This is a genomic window from uncultured Sphingomonas sp. (assembly GCF_913774285.1).
Lineage (GTDB): Bacteria > Pseudomonadota > Alphaproteobacteria > Sphingomonadales > Sphingomonadaceae > Sphingomonas.
On record NZ_CAJYHX010000008.1, the window covers coordinates 126715 to 144607 of the forward strand.

Consider the following 17893-nt stretch of genomic DNA (forward strand, 5'->3'; position numbering starts at 1 on the left):
GCCTCGCAAGGAAACCGCATGATTATCGCAGTCGACGGCCCGGCAGCTTCGGGCAAGGGCACCATCGCGCGCGCCCTCGCCCGCCAGTACAACTTGCCGCATCTTGATACCGGCCTGCTCTATCGTGCCGTCGCCGCAACGGTACTGCGCGAAGGGCTGGATCCCACCAAGGAAGCCGATGCCGTCGCCGCCTGCGGGTTCGACGACGCGCTGCTCGCCGATCCCTTCCTGCGCACCGACGAGGTCGGCCAGACCGCCTCGATCGTCTCCGCGCATCCGATGGTGCGCGCGGCGCTGCTCGCCCGGCAGAAACGCTTCGCCCAGCAACCCGGCGGTGCGCTGCTCGATGGCCGCGACATCGGCACGGTGATCGCGCCCGACGCGGAGGTGAAGCTGTTCGTGAAGGCGACCCCGATGATCCGCGCCCAGCGCCGGCATCTGGAGCTGCGCAAGAACGGCATCAACGTCAGCCTCGACAAGGTGCTCGCCGACATCCGCGCCCGCGACGAGCGCGACTCGAAGCGCAGCGAGGCGCCGCTGGTACAAGCCCCCGACGCTGTGACGCTGGATACCAGCTTCCTTTCGATCGACGCGGCGGTGCAGCGGGCGATCGAGATCGTCGAGAAGAAGCGGGTGGCGACCGCTTAAGCGCCTCCCCCTCGGGGGGGAGGGGTTGGGGTGGGGCTGTGTCTCGATAGAGGCCAACGCAGGTTCTGGAATCCCTCCACCCCCAACCCCTCCTCCATGGAGGAGGGGCTAAGTAGGCCCGCCCCCCCGAAAACCTTGCCTTTCCGCCCCATCCGCAGTATGGCGCGCGCATCCTGCGGGCGGGTGCTCGTGGGGGACGGCGCTGGGAGCCTTGCTTCCATGCGCCCTTTTCGCGTTTCGGCGCGTCTGGCCGTCCCCTGCCTGCACCCGTGCAAAGGATGTCGCGACCGGCATTCGGCCGCCGCGGCATTTCTGGCCCACAAGACCGCCGGATCCAACCGGTTGGCCGGAAAAAACGAACGTTAGGAACCACTTTTTTATGGCCACTACGGCAACCCCATCCCGCGACGATTTCGCGGCACTGCTCGACGAAACCTTCGGTCAGGCGGACGGCTTTGAAGGCCGCGTTGTGATCGGCACCGTCACCGGCATCGAGAACGACCTCGCCGTCATCGACGTGGGTCTCAAGTCCGAAGGCCGCGTGCCGCTGCGCGAGTTCGCAGCCCCCGGCCAGAAGGCGGACCTCAAGGTCGGCGACGAAGTCGAAGTTTATGTCGATCGCGTCGAGAACGCGAACGGCGAAGCGATGCTCAGCCGCGACCGCGCCCGCCGCGAAGCCGCCTGGGACAAGCTCGAGGCGGAATTCGCCCAGAACACCCGCGTCGAAGGCGTCATCTTCGGCCGCGTCAAGGGCGGCTTCACCGTCGACCTCAACGGCGCTGTGGCCTTCCTGCCGGGCAGCCAGGTCGACATCCGTCCGGTGCGCGACGTCACCCCGCTGATGGACATCGCCCAGCCCTTCCAGATCCTCAAGATGGACCGCAAGCGCGGCAACATCGTCGTGTCGCGTCGCGCGGTGCTCGAGGAAACCCGCGCCGAGCAGCGCTCGGGCCTGATCCAGAGCCTCGCCGAGGGCCAGGTGATCGACGGCGTCGTCAAGAACATCACCGATTACGGTGCGTTCGTCGACCTGGGCGGCATCGACGGCCTGCTGCACGTCACCGACCTGAGCTACAAGCGCGTCAACCACCCGTCGGAAGTGCTGAACATCGGCGACACCGTCCGCGTTCAGATCATCCGCATCAACCGTGACACGCAGCGCATCTCGCTGGGCATGAAGCAGCTCGAGAGCGATCCGTGGGATGGCGCGAGCGTGAAGTACCCGGTCGGCGCGAAGCTCTCGGGCCGCGTGACCAACATCACCGAATACGGCGCGTTCGTCGAGCTGGAGCCGGGCATCGAAGGCCTGGTCCACGTCTCGGAAATGAGCTGGACCAAGAAGAACGTCCACCCGGGCAAGATCGTGTCGACCTCGCAGGAAGTCGATGTGGTCGTCCTCGAGGTCGATCAGGAAAAGCGCCGCATCTCGCTCGGCCTCAAGCAGGCCCAGCAGAACCCGTGGGAAAAGTTCGCCGAAGAGCACCCGGTCGGTTCGACCGTCGAGGGCGAAGTCAAGAACGCCACCGAGTTCGGCCTGTTCATCGGCCTGGACAACGACGTCGACGGCATGGTCCACATGTCCGACATCGCCTGGGGCATCTCGGGTGAAGACGCGCTGGCCCTGCACCGCAAGGGCGAGACCGTCACCGCGATCGTTCTGGCCGTCGAAGCCGACAAGGAGCGCATCTCGCTCGGCATGAAGCAGCTCGAGCGTGGCGGCGTCGCCGCTGCCGGTTCGACCGGTGGTGCGGATCGCCTCGGCAAGAACTCGATCGTCACCGTCACCGTTCTCGAAGTCCGCGACGCGGGCCTCGAGGTGCAGGTTGGCGACGATGGCGCGACCGGCTTCATCAAGCGCACCGACCTCGGCCGCGACCGCGACGAGCAGCGTCCGGAGCGCTTCCAGGTCGGCCAGAAGTTCGACGCGATGGTCACCGGCTTCGACCGTTCGAAGAAGCCGACCTTCTCGGTCAAGGCGATGCAGATCGCCGAAGAGAAGCAGGCCGTGCAGCAGTATGGCTCGTCCGACTCGGGCGCGTCGCTGGGCGACATTCTGGGTGAGGCCCTCAAGGCCCGCAGCCAGAACAACTAATTTTGCGACCTGAAGAGGGGCTCGGGCGCCGTGCAAGCGGCTCCCGGGCCCTTCTTTTTTGATTTTAGGACAGCGTCAACCACATCTTCTGGTTGCTGCAGATTGGGAAAAAGCGCTAAGGTTTCCTTGGGGATAGCCGTTGCGCGGCCATTGGGGGGCGCGTTTCGCCAAGGGAGGGGCCCGGATGATCCGGTCTGAGTTGGTTCAATTGCTGGTGCAGGAAAATCCCGGCCTTTCTGTCCGGGAAGTCGAAAAGATCGTGTCGATCTTCTTCGACGAGATTGTCGGCCGGCTGAGCGAAGATGGTCGCGTGGAACTGCGCGGCTTCGGTGCATTTTCGACCCGCGCGCGCGATGCACGCGTCGGTCGCAACCCGCGGACCGGCGAGTCCGTGGAAGTGGACGCCAAGCGCGTCCCCTATTTCAAGCCCGGCAAAGAGATGCGCATCCGCCTCAACATGTGATGCGCGCTTGACACGCGGCGTGCGGCAGCGTCTTGCCTGCCGCCCACGCGGACGTGGCGGAACCGGTAGACGCCGGAGACTTAAAATCTTCTGCCTTTCGAGGCGTGCGGGTTCGAGTCCCGCCGTCCGCACCAGCATGGCGGTGAGCCGATGCTGACAAGGCCCGGGTACCGGCATCGCAGCCGGCGCCCGGGCCTTGTCGCATCCCTGTTGCGGGGCGAACGCCCGCGCTACCAGTCCCTCGCCACAGGGCGCCCCTCGCGCCATTCGACCAGTCGACGAACGGTGCCGGCAGCGACGTCTGCGGGCAGTGCATCGAGATCGAAGGCGCGCGCCTCGACGATCTCGAGCGACGGGCGAAAGGCGAAGTCGACCTGCTCGACCAGCGCCAGCGTCACCGTGTCGCGGCGGAAATTGGGGCGATGTTGCAGCGTGCCGAGCACGCGCAACGCCCCATGCGATACCATGCCGGCCTCTTCGCGGAGTTCGCGCAGCACCGCCTGCTCGGCGGTCTCGCCGCTCTCATGCCCGCCGCCCGGCAGGTGCCAGCCCTGGATATAGCTGTGGCGGACGAGGATCACCTGCCCCGCGGGCGTCAGCGCGATCGCCCGCACCCCGCGTGTCTGCGGCCGAGTGACGAACCAGCCCACCGTCCGCGCCGCCAGATAGCCGCGCAGCGCCAGCGCGATCGCCGACGCCACGGCCGGATGCGAGCGGAGCCGATTCGATGCCATATCAGTCTGATAGGCGCCCGAACGCGCTCGCGGAACCCACCGGGGTTGGCAGCAAGGGCTCGCTCCCATAGAGCTTGGGTTTCGTCGCCAGGGACCCGCCGATGCCACGCCTGCGCCTGCCCGTGATCGCCCTGCTGCTCACCGCCACTGCGTGCGGCGGGCAGACGGGGCAGCGCAAGGACACGACGCCGGTGGTGGTCAGTGCGATCGGCAACGAGACGCTGCTGGTCGATCCCAGCGCTATCGCGATCGACACCGCACAGGCGGTTGCGCTCTCGGCGACGGCGCAGGGGCTGGTCCGCTTCGATCGCGCCGGTCAGATCGAGCCGGCGCTCGCCGAACGCTGGGCGGTGTTCGACGATGCGCGCAGCTATATCTTCCGCCTGGGCGAAGCGACCTGGCCCGATGGCCAGCCGGTCACGGCGGGCGAGATCGTGCGGGTGCTGCGCCGCGCGGTGGCGGCGAACAGCCGGAGCCGTCTCGAGCCTTATCTTGCCGTGATCGACGAGATCGTCGAGATGACGCCGCAGGTGATCGAAGTACGGCTGAAGAGCCCCCGCCCCGATCTGCTCAACTTGTTCGCACAACCGGAAATGGCGGTCTTCCGCGGGCGCAATTTCGCCGGATCGGGGCCGTTCCGCATCGTGGCGGGCAAGCGCGACGGGCTGCTGCTCCGCCCCGCCGAGGAGCCGGGCGACGACCCCAAGGCCACCCCCGCCCCGCAGGAATATGTCCGCCTGCGCGGCGAACGTGCGGCGGCCGCCATCGCCCGCTTCCGCGCCGGCGCGTCCGATCTGGTGCTCGGCGGGTCGCTGGTCGACTGGCCGATCGTCGACGCGGCGGGCATCGCGCCGGAGAATGTCCGAATCGATTCCGCGGTCGGGCTGTTCGGGCTGGCAGTGCTGCACCGCGACGGCTTCCTCTCCACGCCGCAGAACCGCGCGGCCATCGCGATGGCGATCGATCGCGGCGCGCTGACCAAAGCGATCGCGTCCGATTGGTCCCCGGCCGAGACGGTCCTGCCCGCGCAGATGGATTCGGCCGCGCCGCCCGCCCCCGGCAGCTGGATGACGATCGCGCCGGACCAGCGCCGCACGCTCGCCAGCCAGCGTGTGCGCGAATGGCAGGCGGTGCATCGCGGGCCGGTCGACATCATCCTCGCCCTCCCCTCCGGCGCGGGCGGCACCCTGCTCTGGGGCCATCTCGCCGCCTCGATGATCGCGATCGGGCTTACCCCGCACCGCGTGGGGCTGGGCGACCCACGCGCGGATCTGGAGCTGGTCGACGAGGTGGCGCCCTATGACAGCGGCCGCTGGTATCTGGCGAAAGCCTGCCGCGCCTGTTCGGATGACACCGCGACGCTGATCGCAGCAGCGCGCGACGCGCCCGATCTGTACAACCGCACCCATCGCATCGCCGAGGCGGATGCGATGCTCGCCAGCGACGTTGCCTTCCTGCCGATTGCCCAGCCGCTGCGCTGGTCGATCGTCGCGCTGCGGCTGTCCAGCTGGCAGGGGAACGCGCGCGCCTGGCACCCGTTGAACCATCTGCGCAAGCAGTGAGGGCAGGATGGCACGGGCGACACGGTTGAACGAGGGTTTCGCACAGAGGCTGCCGATCGGCACCGATGCCGCGGCGGTGCGCCAGCGGATCGAGGCGATGGAGCATTTGCTGGAAGGTATGGTGACGATCCCCGGCACCCGCCGCAAGGTGGGTCTGGACGTGCTGCTCGATTTCGTCCCTGCGGTGGGTCCCAGCGTCGCCGCGGCGATGGGCGCCTATCTCGCCTGGGAGGCGCGCAACCTCGGCATGCCCAAGCGCACCATCGCGCGGATGGCGGGCAATATCGGCGTCGACTGGGCGCTGGGGATGATCCCGTTCGTCGGCGCGGTGCCGGACTTCTTTTTCCGCTCGAACACTCGCAACGTGCGGCTGATCAAGCGCTATCTCGACAAGCACCACCCGGCGAGCGTGGTGATCGACGGGTGACGTCTGCAGCAATAAGCCCCTCCTCCTTGGAGGAGGGGTTGGGGTGCAGGGATTCCAGAACAGAGGTTGGTCTTTGCGAAACACTACCCCATCCCAAACCCCTCCCCTGAAGAGGAGGGGCTTAGAAGGTTTGCTTCACCGACCCCGCCAGATCTTCAGCGCGGCGTCGTCCGCAGCGCCGCCCGTTCCCGCCTCGCAACGGCGGTAGCGGAAGCGGGTGTCGAGACAGAGCCAGAGCTCGTCGAGCCAGCCCTCGCGCGTCGTGGTCACCCGGATCGCACTCGCCGGGATCGCGCGGTTCTTCGCGGCAAAGGCCTGCTTGAACGCACCCACCGTCAGCGGATCGCGCGACAGTGCCTCCATGTCGGGGTAGCGGATCGCCCGATACATGCTCGTCGAGCGCTGGAAATAGGCCTCGGGCGTCGTTTTCATGCAGGTGCCGTGCTTCGCCCATTCGTGCTGGATCAGCTGCTCGGAAGGCGTCGCGCACATCGTCTTGCGGATCAACGCGGGCGGCAGGATCGGCGTCGCCTTGCAATATTGCGGCCACAGCTTGCCGCGCCCATCCGGCCAAAGCCCGTGCAGGGTGAAGCCGAAGCGGTTCTGGCCGCCGCACTGGAAGGTCTTGCCGGGCTCGTCGCCATGCGCACGGCAGAAGCCCGGCGCCCAGGTCAGCGCCAGCGTGTAGCTGCCGATCGGCAGGATGCGCTGCGGCTCCTTGGCGCTGGGCAGATCGGGCAGCGGCCGCTCGACCTTGTTCGGTGCCATGCACATCTGCGCCTGCGCGAGCGCCGCTCCCGGCAACAGCGCTGCAATGACGCCCAAGCCTGCCAGAATCGCCTTCATCGCCGTCTCCCTCAAATATGTGCGAAATCGAGGCCGACATCGGCCGCCGGGGCCGACTGGGTCAGCCGGCCGACGCTGACATAGGTGACGCCGCTCTCGGCGATCGGGCGGATCGTATCGAGCCGCACCCCGCCCGAAGCCTCGGTCGGCACACGCCCGGCGACCAGCGCCACCGCCTCGCGGAGCAGCGCCGGGCCCATATTGTCGAGCAACAGATGCGTCGCCCCGGCGTCGAGCGCGGGTTCGATCTGGTCGATCCGATCGACCTCGACGATGATCCGTTCGATCCCTGCCGCCACCGCGCGCGCCACCGCAGCCTCGACCGATCCGGCAACCGCGACATGGTTGTCCTTGATCATCGCCGCATCCCACAGGCCCATGCGGTGGTTGGTCGCACCGCCCATGCGGGTTGCGTATTTTTCGAGCACGCGCAGGCCGGGCAGCGTCTTGCGGGTGTCGAGCAGCGTCGCACCGGTGCCGGCGATCGCATCGACATAGCTGCGCGTCATCGTCGCGATGCCGCTGAGATGCTGGACGGTGTTGAGCGCCGAGCGCTCGGCGGTGAGCATCGCCCGGGCCTTGCCCCGCAGCCGGAGCAGCGCGGTGCCGGAAGCGACCTGCGCGCCGTCCTCGACCAGGCGTTCCAGTTCCACCTCGGGGTCGAGCGCACGGAAAAAGGCTTCGGCGATCGGCAGCCCGGCTACGGTGATCGGATCGCGGCTGTCCATCACGCCTTCGAAGCGCGCCTCGGCGGGGATCACCGCCGCAGCGGTGATGTCGCCGCCGCTGCCGAGATCCTCGGCCAGCGTGGCGCGGACGAACGAGTCGCAATCGAAACCAGGAAGCGCGAAGGTCATGGCCGGGCTGTAGAATCCCCGGCCGCGCGCGTCTACGCGATCTGTAGCGGCGCCGGACGTCCGTCGAGATAGTTGGCGGCGGGCTGGTCGAAGCGGAAGCCGCCGGCTGCCAGGCGGATCAGGATCTGGCGGACGTGGAGCATGCTCGTCCGGTGTTCCTCGATCCGCTCGGGATCGGTCAGCGCCTTTTCGGTGAGCACCACGCCGCGCGCGCGGCGGGCAAGGAAGCCGGCTTCGATCATCGCGGCCACGCGGCGGTGGGCAGTCGACGGCGGCAGGCCCAGCGCCCGTGCCACCGATCCGGTCGAGACCGGCTGGCACAGACCATCCGGCGGCGGCGTGCCGAATTCGGCATAGGCGAGCGCGAGATCGCGATTTTCGCTGAGCGGTCGCGCATTGGCGCACAGGATCGCGTTGGCCAGCACCAGATCGGTCCAGGACTGGAAGCGGTGGGCGTGGAATTCGATGCCGGTCAGCAGCACGTCATGCGCGGCGGCGAGTCCGGTATGCCAGTCATAGCCGAGATGCGCGCGCGTCTCCGGCAGGGCGACGCCAAAGCTGCGCATCTCCTCGACCATCGCGACCAGCGCATCGTGGTTGCCGCGGAACAGCGCGACGATTTCGGGGCGGGCATGCACCGCCTCGGGCACCGTCACTCCGGCCGGGCCGCGCACGCACAGGCCCGCCGCGCAGAGCGCGTGGATATGCCGCCGCATCGTCTCGAACGGGCGGCCGAGCGACGCGGCGAGCGCATTGATGCTGATCGCCTTGGCGCCGCGCCCGTCGCGGCGGGCATGGCCGGCGCCGTGCGGCGACAGCATTTCACTCGCGCGTGCCACCACCATGAAGATGATCGCCCGATCCAGATCGCCGTCGAGCGCGCGGACGCCGGCCGCGATCATCGTCGTTTCCAGCGCCGCGATCAACCGCACGATCAGCCGACCATGTGGCATCGCCATGTGCTTGCGATCGACGACAGGCGCGGATCGGATCATATCCTGCATCGGCAAAATCGGCCCCAGCGGCAAAGATAACACAAGTCCTCATTCGCCCCACTCAGAATGAGTACGCCGAAAGTAGCGAATCGTTACTAGCCCAGATCAATGGGCTGGTCGACGTAGCTGAGGTCGCTGTATCAAAATGAAACAGGGAATGCTGCCGGAAAATGGGCCGGGCCTCTGGCCAGAGCGCTGGACGGAAGCCGCAGCCGCACTACGCGACCGGCGCGAGGCGCTGGGCTGGTCGCTCGAACAGCTCGCCGATCGCACCTGCATCGGCCGCAACCATCTGATTGCGCTCGAATCCGCCCGCTTCGATCGCTGCGGGGCGCCGATCTACGCAATCGGCTTTGCCCGCTCGGTCGCGCGGGCGATAGACCTCGCGGAAGCTCCGATCCTCGTCGCGATCCGCGACGGCCATGCCGAACGCCAGCACGGGGCAGCGCCGGCGGCGGCCTCGGCGCGGCGGCGGCGCATCCCCAACCTCGGGATTGCGAGCACGGCCGCGCGGCTCGCCGCGCTGCTTTCCGACGGACGGGCCTAGGCGATCAGGCCGGCACCGGTCCCAGGTCGCCCTGTCCCACCGTGCCGCTCGCCAGCTCGAGCATCCGGTCGAGGCTTTTCTTCGCGCGCACCCGCAGCCCTTCCTCGATCTCGATCTTGGGGCTGAGGTCGCGCAGCGCGAGGTACAGCTTCTCCATCGTGTTGAGCGCCATGTACGGGCAGATGTTGCAGTTGCAGTTGCCGTCGGCACCGGGCGCGCCGATGAAGTTCTTCTCCGGCATCGCCTTCTGCATCTGGTGGATGATATGCGGCTCGGTCGCGACGATCAGCGTGTCGCCGGGCATCGTCTTGGAGAAATCGAGAATGCCCTTGGTCGAGCCGACATAATCGGCGTGATCGAGGATATAGGCCGGACATTCCGGGTGTGCGGCGATCGGCGCGCCGGGATGCTCGGCCTTGAGCTTGAGCAGTTCGGTCTCGCTGAACGCCTCGTGGACGATGCACACGCCCGGCCACAGCAGCAGCTCGCGCCCGGTCTTGCGCTGGAGATAGCCGCCCAGGTTGCGGTCGGGGCCGAAAATGATCTTCTGGTCCGCCGGGATCTGCGCGAGGATCTTCTCGGCGGAGGAGCTGGTGACAATGATGTCGCTCAGCGCCTTCACCTCGGTCGAGCAGTTGATATAGGTCAGCGCGATGTGATCGGGGTGCTGCGCACGGAACGCCGCGAACTGGTCGGGCGGGCAGCTGTCTTCCAGGCTGCAGCCGGCGTCCATGTCCGGCAGCACGACGACCTTGTCGGGCGAGAGGATCTTGGCGGTCTCCGCCATGAAGCGCACACCACAGAACGCGATCACGTCCGCATCGGTCTCCGCCGCCTTGCGGCTGAGGTCGAGGCTGTCGCCGACGAAGTCGGCCAGGTCCTGCAGCTCGGGCTTCTGGTAGTAGTGCGCGAGGATCACCGCGTTGCGCTCCTTGCGCAGCCGCTCGATCTCGGCGCGGAGATCGAGTCCCGCCAGGCTGCCGCCGATGCCGTTGCGCGCGTCCATTCCCTAAACTCCCGTTGTGCGCCCGCCACATGGCCCGGTCGGGCCGCGGGATCAAGGGAAGGCAGGCAGTATCGGGCGATGCGCGCCAGCGGTGCCGGCCATCACGCTGCGGGCGAGAGCGGTGCCCGCCGGGCTGAATGCGATCGCGTCGGCGGTCAGCTGCACCGCCAGCGTCAGCCCGATACCCCACAGCCAGGCAGGGTGGACACGTCCCGCGCGCCGGTGGTCGGCGATCGCGCCGATCACCGGCAGCACCAGCACCGCGACCACCGTCACCCACCAGGCATAGGGCATGAACAGGGGCATCGGCAGCAGCCGCCCGAGACCGGGACCGGTAAGGATCGCCATGCCGCAGAACATCAGCCGGCGGTGCCAGCTGGTCTGCCGCCGCAGCACCAGCGCCGCCCCGACGAAACCGGCGAACAGCAGCAATTGCAGCGGGTTGCTGATCAGGAACTCGCGGACATCGAAGAAGAAGGGCGCGCCGCGCTGTACCGACAGCACCGTCATCACCGTGCCCAGCAGCACCATCAGCGGCACCCAGAACAGCGCCACCCAGCCCAGCCGGCGATGCAGCGCCACCGTTCCGCCATCGGCCAGCAGAGTCTGCGCGATGTACAGCGCGATCCAGCCGAAAAACACGAAGGCATGGACATGGAAGATCAGCGGCACCGCGAAGCTCGATCGCCCCGCCGCCAGGTTGAGCGAGAATCCGGCGACATCGATCGCGCCCATCACGAGCGCCATCACCAGAAAGAAACGCGTATCCCCGGCGCGCACCCGCGGCGGCGCCTGCGCAATCGTTGCCATTTCCCCACCCCTCCAATTTGGGTGCAGAATAGCTCTACTTCCACCATTCCACAATAACGGGCAATTCTACTATACCCACTTCGGATCGTTACTCGGGCAGCAGCCGCCAGGCATCTGCCGCGCACGCCACCCTGCCGCGCGCCTGGAGGTCGAGCAGATGGGCCAGCACCGATCGCCCCGCCGCGCCATGCAGCTGCGGATCGAGCCCGACATACATGCGCGCGACCATCGCCGGCACCGCGTCGACGCCCTCAGCCAGCAGCCGCAGGATCTGCCCCTCGCGCTGCTTGCGATGCCCGGCCAGCCCGCGCACGAAGCGCTGCGGCCGTTCGATCGGGTCGCCGTGCGCGGGATAATATATCCGGTCCTGCGCGCGCAGCATCAGCGTCTCGAGGCTGGCCATATAGGCCGCCATGTTGCCGTCGGGCGGCGCCACCACGGTGGTCGACCAGCCCATCACATGGTCGCCGGTGAACAGCGCGCCGCTTTCCTCGAGCGCAAAGCAGAGATGGTTGGAGGTGTGGCCGGGCGTCGCCACCGCGGTGAGCGTCCAGCCCTGCCCCGCCACCTGCTCGCCGTCACCCAGCACGCGATCGGGGGCATAGCCGGTGTCGAACGCGGCATCCGCGCGCGGACCGGCATCGTCGAGCACCAGCGGTGCGCAGCCGATGATCGGCGCGTTCGTCGCCGCCTTCAGCGCCGGGGCGGCCGGGCTGTGGTCGCGATGGGTGTGGGTGCACAGGATCGCCCGCACCGGGCGCCCGCGGATCGCCGCCAGCAGCGCGGCGAGATGCTCGGCGTCGTCGGGACCGGGATCGATCACCGCCAGGTCGGTGGTGCCCACCAGATAGGTCTGCGTGCCGGTATTGGTGAAGGGCGAAGGATTGTTCGCAAGCACCCGCGTCACCAGCCGTTCGAGCGTCATCGCGAGGCCCGTGGGCGCGTCATCGGTCATGGCACGCCATTTGGGCATTCGGCGCGCAACGACAAGGCGCTCGCGCAAGGCGCCGGACGCAAGACGCAGGGGAGCGGGACCGGCCCCGAAGGAGTAGGCCGGCCCCGCCGAGCACGCCGCCGTGAGACGTTGCGGCGGCGTGCTACACTCAGTCGTCGTCCTTGGCGTCATCGCGCAGTTCGGCGAGCGCCTCATCGATGCCCTTCAGCGCTTCGGCGCGCTGCTGAGGGCTCAGGCTCGACTGGATCTCGATCGTGCGGCGGGCATGCTGCAGGCTCATCAGCGCGCTGTTCATCGCCATCTTCTTGCTGTTCTCGGCCATCGCGGCGGCGTGGTCGGCGTCGAACGCGGCCATCTTGCTCGCGTTCATTTGCATCGCGGCCATGCGGTCGCTGCAGATGATCATCACCTGCTTGTTGCCCTCGCTACGGTGCTCGACGGTGGGCGCAGTGCCCTTGCCGCACTTGCCGCTGCGGATTTCCGGGATGCTTGCCTGGATCGCCGCCATGTCGGGCATGGTGATTTCCTGGCGCTTTCCGTCGCGCTGGATGATCACCATCTTCTTGATGCCCTTGCCGTCGCCGAGCGTCTGATCGGTCCGCAGGCTATGATGCCTGCCCGCGGGCTCTCCGGTCATCGCCGGCGCGGCCGGAGCCGGCGGCGCAACCGGTGCGGGCGCGGCCTGCGGCGCGACGGGCGCATGCGGGGCGATCGCCGCCTGTGGTGCCGCCGGCGCCGCCGGTGCAGCGGGGGCGACCGGCACGTCCTGGCCATGCACGGCGGCATCCACGCTGTTGCGGATACGCTCGGCGGCCTGGCTGCCCGAGGCGGTCAGCGCCAGCGCGGCAAGCGAGACGGTGGTGATACCGGCCAGCCCCGCGCCGATGCGGATGGGGGAAAGCTTCCGGTGGATCGAGAGCATGCGTAATCTCCCTTTGACGTCGTTGATGGTGTGAAGGTGACAAGCCGCCGAGACCGCGCCCCCATGCGCGGACTTGACGATCGCACGGCCATAGGCATGGCGCAGTGCCTGGGCGCGGCCGGCGAGCACCAGGGCGTCGCAGGCCATTTCCTGGTCGGCGCGGAAGGCGCGGAACGCCCGCCATGCGACCGGATTGAACCAATGGGCGGCCAGCACGATCAGCGCGACCCAATTGGCGATCAGGTCGCCGCGCAGATGGTGGCCAAGCTCGTGGGCGAGCGCGAGATCGCGTTCGACCTCGTCATAGCGCTCGGCAAAGTCGCGCGGAAAGGCGACATATTTGCGGAAGATGCCGAAGGCGAGCGGCCCGTGCGCCGCATCGGTTTCGATCACCCGCACGCGGCCCTGCGCCACCGTGCGATCCACCCGCGCCCGCGACAACAGATGCCGACAGAAGCGGCGGTGCGCGACGAGATGATAGGCGAGGAACAGCAGCGCACCGGCGGCCCACAGCGCGAGCACCAGCAGCGTAAGGTTGAGCCCCTCGGCCACCGGCGTCGGCGCGACCAGCGCGGCGGGGATGTGATGCCCGCCGGCGCTCAGATCGATGGTGAGCACCGCGCCCTGGTCGACTCCCGCCGGCAGCCTCTCGGGATTGAGCACGCCCGTCGCTACTGCCGGCGCCTCGGCCATCCTGCGGGTGAGCGGCGCGAGCCATTGGCTCAGATGCCACTGCCCCGGCAGCGGCGGCAGCAGCATCCGCGCGGCGGGCAGCACCCACAATGCATAGGCGAACTGCGGCCCGAAGGCGCGGCGCACGGGTCCACGGAGCATGAGCGCGAGCAGCATCAGCAGCGTGCTCGCCAACAGCGTCTCGATCCACCAGCCGATCATTGCTTCAGCTCCTTGAGCAGTGCTTCGATCTCAGCGATGTCCTGGTCGGTGATGGCGTCGCGTTCCGCCAGATGCGCCACCAGCGGCGTCAGCCGGCCGCCGAACAGCCGGTCGATCAGCTTGCGCGACTCGCCCACGACATAATCGCCGCGCGCGACGAGCGGGCGGTAGCGATAGCGTCGCCCTTCCTCCTCATGCGCGATCACGTTCTTGGCGAGCAGCCGCCCGAGCAGCGTCTTGACCGTGTTGGCGCTCCAGTCGCGGTCGGCGGGCACGCGCTCGGCCACTTCCTGCGCGGTGAGCGGCGACTCTTCCCAGAGCACTTCCATCACCGCATGTTCGGCTTCGCTGATTCGTTCGGTCATACGCCCTCTCTGACTACGCGTGTAATCGCTTCGATTACGTCTGTAGTCAAGGCGCTGAATACGGAATGAACCGGAGGTCGTCGCCCCCAAACCGTCGGGAGAGTTTACACCCGCGAAGCGCGGTTAACAGCGCTTCACCATCGCAATCCGCGGAACGCCGTGCAGGCCGGAATCTGGCACGCACCCTGCAAAGCATGAGACACCCAGAGCATTCCCCAAAAATGCTCCAGCGTCCCCCAAAGACGCTTCAGGGCGGGTCGATGGTTCACCGGCATGGCCATCGACCCGCCCGCACCGGGGTTCTTCCGGGTCCACGCCTTCACAGCGCCCACGCCCACCCTCATCCCGCGCCGACCTCGCACACCATCGTCATCCCCGCGAAGGCGGGGATCCATTGGTGGGCCCGTCCCGGCTCGTGTCCCAAGCGTCCTGGCAAATGGATTCCCGCCTCCGCGGGAATGACGACCGGGTGGCGGAGAGCGTGCCCCACAAACGAAAAGGGCCCCCGCCGCCGGCGAGAGCCCTTCCCTATTACCCGTACGAGCCGGTGCGTCAGGCCGAAGCCGCGACGCCCTTGTCGGCCATCAGCTGGGTCAGCTCGCCGCTTTCGTACATTTCCATCATGATGTCCGAACCGCCGACGAACTCGCCCTTTACATAGAGCTGGGGGATGGTCGGCCAATCGGAAAAGGCCTTGATGCCCTGGCGGACGCCCTGGTCCTGCAGCACGTCGACGCTGTCGAACTCGACGCCGAGATGGTTGAGGATCGCCACGGCGCGGCTGGAAAAGCCGCACTGGGGGAACAGGGGGCTGCCCTTCATGAACAGCAGCACGTCGCTGCCATCGACCAGCTGCTGGATGCGGGCCTGGGTATCGTCGGTCATTGCTTACTCCTCGGGCGTCGCTTCGGTGGTCAGCTGGAGCGCGTGGAGCACGCCGCCCATCCGTCCACCCAGCGCCGCATAGACGGCCTGGTGTTGCCGCACGCGCGGCATGCCCCGGAACATGGGGGCGACAACCCGCGCTGCATAGTGGTCGCCGTCGCCGGCGAGATCGGTGATCTCGATCTGGGCGTCGGGGATGCCGGCGCGGATCAGCGCCTCGATCTCGGCAGCGGCCATCGGCATGTTACTTGGATTCCATCAGCTGGCGGCGCGCCTCGACGGTCTGCTCCTCGATCGCGCGGCGCACGGTGGCGTCGTCGATCTCGACATTCGCCGCGAGCATGTCGCCGAGCAGCTTGCGGATCACGTCCTCGTCGCCGGCTTCCTCGAAATCGGCCTGGACGACGGCCTTGGCATAGGCGTCGGTCTCTTCGGGCGTGAGGCCCATCTTGGCGGCGGCCCACTGGCCGAGCAGCTTGTTGCGGCGCGCCGTGATGCGGAACGCCATATCCTCGTCGCGCGCGAACTTCGCCTCGAACGCCCGTTCGCGATCGTCGAATGTGCTCATTACATGCCCCTTAGCAAAACTCCGGCCCGAGATAGGAGGACGGGGCGGCGCTGGCAACGGGGGAGGTTCCGGATGGCGACGGAGCTTTCTGTCACCGCCAATCCGCAGTTGGCGCCTCGCTTAAGAGTCCCACCACTGACCATAATAGAAACTGCGTTCGAGCGGAATCTCGGCAGACCATGCCAGCAAGACCAGGAAAAACAACGCGAGCCAGCGTTTCCAGCCTCGCGCACAACGAAACGCGGAAACAAGACACAGCGCGGCAAGCACAAAATATACTGCCCAGCTATGAAGCTGCGGTGCGTAGCGCTCGGACGCCGTGACAACGGCAACGAACGCATTTGCCCATAGACCCAGCAACACGCCGAGCGTTATTTGAGCGCCGACGCGGCGAGGTCGATCAGCAACGGCCGGCGAGGACATGCGCCCTTTTAACACTGTCGCAGCCTCGGGAAAAGCGCATCGCCGGCTAGTCTCCGATCCGCACCACCACCTTCCCGATTACCGCCCGCGCCGCCATCTTGGCGATCGCCGCACCGCCCTCCGCAAACGGAAACACCTCCGTCACCCGCGGCGCGATCCTGCCCTCGCTCCACAGCCGGAACAGCGTGTCGACATGCGCGCGGTTGGCTTGCGGGTCGCGCGCGGCGAAGGCGCCCCAGAACACGCCGCACACGTCGCAGCTCTTGAGCAGCGTGAGGTTCAGCGGCAGCTTGGGAATACCCGCCGGAAAGCCCACCACGAGATAGCGCCCCTCCCAGCCGATCGCGCGCAGCGCCGGCTCGGCATAGTCGCCGCCGACCGGATCGTAGATCACGTCCGCGCCCCTGGGGCCGACCGCCGCCTTGAACGCCTCGGCCAGCGCCTTCGACGCTTCCTTGTCGAGGGCCCCGCGCGGATAGACGAGCGTCGCATCCGCCCCCGCCGCCCGCGCGGCCTCGGCCTTCTCCTCGGAGGAGACCGCCGCCACCACCGTCGCGCCGAACGCCTTGCCCAGCTCGATCGCCGCGAGCCCGACCCCGCCCGCCGCGCCCAGCACCAGCAGCGTCTGGCCCGCCGTCAGCCTGCCGCGATCGAGCAGCGCATGGATCGTCGTCGCATAGGTGAGCAGCAGCGCCGCGCCGTCCTCGAAGCTGCGGCCCTCGGGCAGGCGGTAGAGCTGCGCCGGGCTCAGCACCAGCTTCTCGACCAGCCCGCCATGGCCCGGCACCGCGATCACCCGGTCGCCGGGCGCCCAGTCGGTCACGCCTTCGCCGACGGCTTCCACCACGCCGGCGATCTCGCCGCCCGGCGCGAACGGCCGGGGCGGCTTGAACTGGTACTTGTCCTCGATGATCAGCACGTCGGGATAGTTGATCGCGCAGGCGTGCACGCCGACCAGTACCTGGCCTTTCCCCACTACGGGATCAGCCACATCCTCCAGGCTTAGAGTATCAGGTCCGCCCGATGCCTTCGACAGCAACGCCTTCATGTCCGCCTCCTACAGCGATCCACGGACGTTCCTGCGCAGCCGCGGATTCGAATTTCGAAATCGCGGTATCTTGTGCCAGCGTCATGCCGATCTCGTCCAGCCCCTGCATCAGGCAGTCGCGGCGGAACGGGTCGAGCTCGAAGGCGAAGCGGTCCTGGAAGTCGGTCGTGACGGTCATCGTCTCCAGGTCGACGGTGATGTTGTTGACGGTCGCCACCTGCACCAGCCGGTCGATCGCCTCCTGCGGCAACACCACGGTGACGATGCCGTTCTTGAAGGCGTTGCCCGAGAAGATGTCCGAGAAGCTCGGCGCGATCACCGCCTTGATGCCCATGTCGGCCAGCGCCCAGGCGGCATGCTCGCGGCTGGAGCCGCAGCCGAAATTCTCGCCCGCCACCAGGATCGGCGCACCCGCATAGCGCGGATCGTCGAACAGATTGCCCGGCTCCGCGCGCACGCTTTCGAAGGCGCCCTTGCCCAGCCCCTCGCGCGTCGTGGTCTTCAGCCAGTGCGCGGGGATGATGATATCCGTATCGATGTTCTTGGCGCCCCAAGGATAGGCGCGACCCGAAACCTGCTGGATCGGCTCCATCAGCGGCGCTCCGCCGACACGGTGTTCAGATGCATGGACACAGCTTCCCTAACGAATGGCCGGCGGCCATCCCGAATTTCCGGCAATCGGCCGCCCGCGTCAGCGCGGTGCGACGACAGTCCGCTCGAGCGCCGGGATGGTCTTGATCGGCGTTTCCGGCCGCGGGTACGCACCCGCATAGGCAGCGGCGACACCGCTCAGGATCGTTCCGGCAATCAATGCGACGAGCGCCTTTTTCACGGCGTCTCTCCCCT

At 67.7% G+C, this 17893-nt stretch carries 22 protein-coding genes and 1 tRNA gene; 7 read left to right on the forward strand and 16 right to left on the reverse strand.

The genetic code is table 11. The features are described from left to right. The first annotated feature begins 18 nt into the window (after window positions 1-18). The 4 genes from QZ670_RS04330 to QZ670_RS04345 all read left to right on the forward strand — a co-directional run bounded on the left by QZ670_RS04330 (window position 19) and on the right by QZ670_RS04345 (window position 3337). Window positions 19-648 (forward strand): d(CMP) kinase, encoded by a 630-nt coding sequence (locus tag QZ670_RS04330; RefSeq protein WP_294252561.1) that lies wholly within the window; start codon window positions 19-21, stop codon window positions 646-648. A 379-nt stretch (window positions 649-1027) separates the two neighbouring features. Next, window positions 1028-2740 carry a 30S ribosomal protein S1 gene (gene rpsA / locus QZ670_RS04335; RefSeq protein ID WP_294252562.1) on the forward strand — a complete coding sequence of 571 codons (1713 nt, stop codon included), beginning with the start codon at window positions 1028-1030 and terminating at the stop codon, window positions 2738-2740. 184 nt (window positions 2741-2924) lie between these two features. Further along, a complete protein-coding gene (locus QZ670_RS04340) occupies window positions 2925-3203 on the forward strand; it encodes an integration host factor subunit beta (protein WP_066719245.1) in 279 nt (92 codons plus the stop codon). Between the two features lie 47 nt (window positions 3204-3250). Continuing rightward, window positions 3251-3337 (forward strand) — tRNA-Leu (locus tag QZ670_RS04345). 96 nt (window positions 3338-3433) lie between these two features. On the opposite strand, the gene QZ670_RS04350 is transcribed toward QZ670_RS04345, so the two are convergent. Further along, window positions 3434-3937, reverse strand: a complete 504-nt coding sequence (locus tag QZ670_RS04350) for an NUDIX domain-containing protein (protein ID WP_294252563.1) — start codon at window positions 3935-3937, stop codon at window positions 3434-3436. Window positions 3938-4038: 101 nt separating this feature from the next. Between QZ670_RS04350 and QZ670_RS04355 the strand changes: the two genes are divergently transcribed. Next, on the forward strand, window positions 4039-5499 hold the full coding sequence (locus QZ670_RS04355; RefSeq protein ID WP_294252564.1) for an ABC transporter substrate-binding protein: 1461 nt from the start codon (window positions 4039-4041) through the stop codon (window positions 5497-5499). A gap of 7 nt (window positions 5500-5506) precedes the next feature. Continuing rightward, entirely contained in the window at window positions 5507-5926 is a 420-nt protein-coding gene (locus QZ670_RS04360; RefSeq protein WP_294252565.1) for a DUF4112 domain-containing protein, read from the forward strand. A 135-nt stretch (window positions 5927-6061) separates the two neighbouring features. On the opposite strand, the gene QZ670_RS04365 is transcribed toward QZ670_RS04360, so the two are convergent. Genes QZ670_RS04365 through QZ670_RS04375 form a run of 3 tightly spaced genes read right to left on the reverse strand, consistent with a single transcriptional unit; the run spans window position 6062 to window position 8624 of the window. After that, a complete protein-coding gene (locus tag QZ670_RS04365) occupies window positions 6062-6772 on the reverse strand; it encodes a ribonuclease T (protein ID WP_294252566.1) in 711 nt (236 codons plus the stop codon). A gap of 11 nt (window positions 6773-6783) precedes the next feature. Beyond that, window positions 6784-7629, reverse strand: a complete 846-nt coding sequence (nadC, locus tag QZ670_RS04370; protein ID WP_294252567.1) for a carboxylating nicotinate-nucleotide diphosphorylase — start codon at window positions 7627-7629, stop codon at window positions 6784-6786. A 32-nt stretch (window positions 7630-7661) separates the two neighbouring features. Then, window positions 7662-8624 (reverse strand): helix-turn-helix domain-containing protein, encoded by a 963-nt coding sequence (locus QZ670_RS04375; protein WP_294252568.1) that lies wholly within the window; start codon window positions 8622-8624, stop codon window positions 7662-7664. Window positions 8625-8769: 145 nt separating this feature from the next. On the opposite strand from QZ670_RS04375, the gene QZ670_RS04380 reads away from it, so the two are divergent. After that, window positions 8770-9171, forward strand: coding sequence for a helix-turn-helix transcriptional regulator (locus tag QZ670_RS04380; RefSeq protein WP_294252569.1), 402 nt, complete (start codon window positions 8770-8772; stop codon window positions 9169-9171). Window positions 9172-9175: 4 nt separating this feature from the next. Here the strand turns inward: QZ670_RS04380 and nadA are convergent, their stop codons facing one another. From nadA to QZ670_RS04440, 12 genes are all read right to left on the reverse strand, one after another. Continuing rightward, window positions 9176-10177 (reverse strand): quinolinate synthase NadA, encoded by a 1002-nt coding sequence (gene nadA, locus QZ670_RS04385; RefSeq protein ID WP_294252570.1) that lies wholly within the window; start codon window positions 10175-10177, stop codon window positions 9176-9178. A gap of 51 nt (window positions 10178-10228) precedes the next feature. Further along, entirely contained in the window at window positions 10229-10987 is a 759-nt protein-coding gene (locus QZ670_RS04390; RefSeq protein ID WP_294252571.1) for a hypothetical protein, read from the reverse strand. Between the two features lie 88 nt (window positions 10988-11075). After that, complete coding sequence (locus tag QZ670_RS04395) at window positions 11076-11942, reverse strand: MBL fold metallo-hydrolase (RefSeq protein ID WP_294252572.1); 867 nt, start codon at window positions 11940-11942, stop codon at window positions 11076-11078. Window positions 11943-12090: 148 nt separating this feature from the next. Continuing rightward, window positions 12091-13758 (reverse strand): M56 family metallopeptidase, encoded by a 1668-nt coding sequence (locus tag QZ670_RS04400; protein ID WP_294252573.1) that lies wholly within the window; start codon window positions 13756-13758, stop codon window positions 12091-12093. Next, window positions 13755-14123 (reverse strand): BlaI/MecI/CopY family transcriptional regulator, encoded by a 369-nt coding sequence (locus QZ670_RS04405; protein ID WP_126000786.1) that lies wholly within the window; start codon window positions 14121-14123, stop codon window positions 13755-13757. Before QZ670_RS04405 ends, QZ670_RS04400 begins: the two co-directional genes overlap by 4 nt. A gap of 552 nt (window positions 14124-14675) precedes the next feature. Further along, entirely contained in the window at window positions 14676-15008 is a 333-nt protein-coding gene (gene grxD, locus QZ670_RS04410; RefSeq protein ID WP_084582175.1) for a Grx4 family monothiol glutaredoxin, read from the reverse strand. A gap of 3 nt (window positions 15009-15011) precedes the next feature. Then, window positions 15012-15251, reverse strand: a complete 240-nt coding sequence (locus QZ670_RS04415) for a BolA family transcriptional regulator (RefSeq protein ID WP_084582176.1) — start codon at window positions 15249-15251, stop codon at window positions 15012-15014. Between the two features lies 1 nt (window position 15252). Then, window positions 15253-15576: a DUF1476 domain-containing protein gene (locus QZ670_RS04420; protein ID WP_125972823.1), complete on the reverse strand. Its 324-nt coding sequence runs from the start codon at window positions 15574-15576 to the stop codon at window positions 15253-15255. A 120-nt stretch (window positions 15577-15696) separates the two neighbouring features. Continuing rightward, window positions 15697-15999 carry a hypothetical protein gene (locus QZ670_RS04425; protein ID WP_294252574.1) on the reverse strand — a complete coding sequence of 101 codons (303 nt, stop codon included), beginning with the start codon at window positions 15997-15999 and terminating at the stop codon, window positions 15697-15699. 46 nt (window positions 16000-16045) lie between these two features. Then, window positions 16046-17047, reverse strand: a complete 1002-nt coding sequence (locus tag QZ670_RS04430) for an NADPH:quinone oxidoreductase family protein (RefSeq protein WP_294252575.1) — start codon at window positions 17045-17047, stop codon at window positions 16046-16048. After that, the gene (gene leuD / locus QZ670_RS04435) at window positions 17010-17639 is read right to left on the reverse strand and encodes a 3-isopropylmalate dehydratase small subunit (protein ID WP_294252576.1); all 630 of its coding nucleotides are present in this window, start codon (window positions 17637-17639) and stop codon (window positions 17010-17012) included. Before leuD ends, QZ670_RS04430 begins: the two co-directional genes overlap by 38 nt. Before the next feature lie 99 nt (window positions 17640-17738). Then, on the reverse strand, window positions 17739-17879 hold the full coding sequence (locus QZ670_RS04440; protein WP_157105662.1) for a hypothetical protein: 141 nt from the start codon (window positions 17877-17879) through the stop codon (window positions 17739-17741). Window positions 17880-17893 lie beyond the last annotated feature (14 nt).

Coding starts and splice junctions, on each gene's coding strand:
- QZ670_RS04430 (WP_294252575.1), bottom strand. CDS start 17,047: ATGAAGGCGTTGCTGTCGAAGGCATCGGGCGGACCTGATACTCTAAGC.
- QZ670_RS04350 (WP_294252563.1), bottom strand. CDS start 3,937: ATGGCATCGAATCGGCTCCGCTCGCATCCGGCCGTGGCGTCGGCGATC.
- rpsA (WP_294252562.1), top strand. CDS start 1,028: ATGGCCACTACGGCAACCCCATCCCGCGACGATTTCGCGGCACTGCTC.
- QZ670_RS04400 (WP_294252573.1), bottom strand. CDS start 13,758: ATGATCGGCTGGTGGATCGAGACGCTGTTGGCGAGCACGCTGCTGATG.
- QZ670_RS04380 (WP_294252569.1), top strand. CDS start 8,770: ATGAAACAGGGAATGCTGCCGGAAAATGGGCCGGGCCTCTGGCCAGAG.
- QZ670_RS04390 (WP_294252571.1), bottom strand. CDS start 10,987: ATGGCAACGATTGCGCAGGCGCCGCCGCGGGTGCGCGCCGGGGATACG.
- grxD (WP_084582175.1), bottom strand. CDS start 15,008: ATGACCGACGATACCCAGGCCCGCATCCAGCAGCTGGTCGATGGCAGC.
- QZ670_RS04420 (WP_125972823.1), bottom strand. CDS start 15,576: ATGAGCACATTCGACGATCGCGAACGGGCGTTCGAGGCGAAGTTCGCG.
- QZ670_RS04415 (WP_084582176.1), bottom strand. CDS start 15,251: ATGCCGATGGCCGCTGCCGAGATCGAGGCGCTGATCCGCGCCGGCATC.
- QZ670_RS04340 (WP_066719245.1), top strand. CDS start 2,925: ATGATCCGGTCTGAGTTGGTTCAATTGCTGGTGCAGGAAAATCCCGGC.
- QZ670_RS04395 (WP_294252572.1), bottom strand. CDS start 11,942: ATGACCGATGACGCGCCCACGGGCCTCGCGATGACGCTCGAACGGCTG.
- leuD (WP_294252576.1), bottom strand. CDS start 17,639: ATGGAGCCGATCCAGCAGGTTTCGGGTCGCGCCTATCCTTGGGGCGCC.
- QZ670_RS04375 (WP_294252568.1), bottom strand. CDS start 8,624: ATGATCCGATCCGCGCCTGTCGTCGATCGCAAGCACATGGCGATGCCA.
- QZ670_RS04405 (WP_126000786.1), bottom strand. CDS start 14,123: ATGACCGAACGAATCAGCGAAGCCGAACATGCGGTGATGGAAGTGCTC.
- nadA (WP_294252570.1), bottom strand. CDS start 10,177: ATGGACGCGCGCAACGGCATCGGCGGCAGCCTGGCGGGACTCGATCTC.
- QZ670_RS04330 (WP_294252561.1), top strand. CDS start 19: ATGATTATCGCAGTCGACGGCCCGGCAGCTTCGGGCAAGGGCACCATC.
- QZ670_RS04365 (WP_294252566.1), bottom strand. CDS start 6,772: ATGAAGGCGATTCTGGCAGGCTTGGGCGTCATTGCAGCGCTGTTGCCG.
- QZ670_RS04425 (WP_294252574.1), bottom strand. CDS start 15,999: ATGTCCTCGCCGGCCGTTGCTGATCGACCTCGCCGCGTCGGCGCTCAA.
- QZ670_RS04360 (WP_294252565.1), top strand. CDS start 5,507: ATGGCACGGGCGACACGGTTGAACGAGGGTTTCGCACAGAGGCTGCCG.
- nadC (WP_294252567.1), bottom strand. CDS start 7,629: ATGACCTTCGCGCTTCCTGGTTTCGATTGCGACTCGTTCGTCCGCGCC.
- QZ670_RS04355 (WP_294252564.1), top strand. CDS start 4,039: ATGCCACGCCTGCGCCTGCCCGTGATCGCCCTGCTGCTCACCGCCACT.